Here is a 1,384-nt window from a genome sequence, read left to right on the forward strand (position 1 = left end):
GTGCCCGTCACGCTGCACGCGGGTGAGGCGGCCGGGCCCGGGTCCATCGCCGACGCCCTCCACAAGGGCGGCGCGGTGCGCCTGGGTCACGGGGTGCGCATCGCCGAGGACGTCCAGGGCCTGGACCGGGCCGTCGCCCCGGCCGCCACCGAGGCCCCGCAGCTGGGTGCCCTGGCGCACTGGGTCCGGGACCAGGCCGTCCCCCTCGAGGTGTGCCCCAGCTCGAACGTCCAGACGGGCGCCGCCACAGGGATCGCGACCCACCCGGTGACCGCGCTGCGCCGCCTCGGGTTCGCCGTGACCGTCAACACCGACAACCGGCTCATGTCTGCCACGAGCCTCAGTCGTGAGATGCACGCCCTGGTCCACGAGGCCGGCTGGACCCTGGCCGACCTGAGGGACGTGACCCTGACCGCGGCCCGCAGCAGCTTCCTCCACCACGACGAGCGCGAGGCGCTGGTCCAGGAGGTCCTCCTACCCGCCTACACCCTGTCGAACGGACGGCACCGCGCATGAGCACCGACGGCCCCACCCCCCACCACGACACCCCCCTGGGTGGCGGCTCAGCCGTACCCGACCGCGCTGCGGTCGCCGGCATGGTGGACCACACCCTGCTCAAGCCCGAGGCGACCGCCGCGGACGTCGAGGCCCTGGTGGCCGAGGCGCGCCGACTGGGCGTCTACTCGATCTGCGTCTCTCCCTCGATGCTGCCCGTGGACGCCGCGCCGGTGCTGGTGGCGACGGTGTGCGGCTTCCCCTCGGGCAAGCACCGCAGCGAGGTCAAGGCGGCCGAGGCCGCGCGGGCGGTGGCCGACGGGGCGCACGAGGTCGACATGGTGATCGACGTCGGTGCCGCCAAGGCGGGGGACTGGGCGGCGGTCGAGGCCGACGTCGCGGCCGTCCGGGCCGCCGTCCCCGCACCTGCGGTGCTCAAGGTGATCCTCGAGTCCGCGGCGCTCACCGATGACGAGGTGGTCGCCGCGTGCCGCGCGGCCGAGTCCGCGGGTGCCGACTTCGTCAAGACCTCGACGGGCTTCCACCCCGCAGGTGGTGCGACGGCGCACGCGGTACGCCTGATGGCGCAGACCGTCGGCGGGCGGCTGGGCGTCAAGGCGTCCGGTGGCATCCGCACAGGGCAGGCCGCGCTCGAGATGATCGCCGCGGGTGCCACCCGGCTGGGGCTGTCAGGGACCGAGGCGGTCCTCGACGGGGTGGACGGCAGCGAGGGCAGCGAGGGCACCGAGGGCACCGCGGACGACCGGTCCAGCAGCAGCGGCGGTGCCGGGTACTGACCCGCTGACCCCGCACGCGATCCGCAGGCGACCGCGACCCGGCCACCTACCGGCGTCGTCTGCCTCGCCGCTCGGGCTTGGGGCGGGCGGTC

General features: G+C 75.2%; 2 protein-coding genes. Both read left to right on the forward strand.

What is annotated here, in order from left to right; all coding sequences use genetic code 11:
- Positions 1-516 (forward strand): adenosine deaminase family protein (locus tag N869_RS15085; RefSeq protein ID WP_035063018.1); only part of this gene is annotated, 516 nt, incomplete at its 5' end.
- The gene (gene deoC, locus N869_RS15090; RefSeq protein WP_084137303.1) at positions 513-1,292 is read left to right on the forward strand and encodes a deoxyribose-phosphate aldolase; all 780 of its coding nucleotides are present in this window, start codon (positions 513-515) and stop codon (positions 1,290-1,292) included. The genes N869_RS15085 and deoC, both read left to right, overlap by 4 nt.
- Positions 1,293-1,384: the final 92 nt, after the last annotated feature.

Origin of the sequence: Cellulomonas bogoriensis 69B4 = DSM 16987, from assembly GCF_000767165.1 — a bacterium.
In the GTDB taxonomy this organism is placed as follows: domain Bacteria; phylum Actinomycetota; class Actinomycetes; order Actinomycetales; family Cellulomonadaceae; genus Actinotalea; species Actinotalea bogoriensis.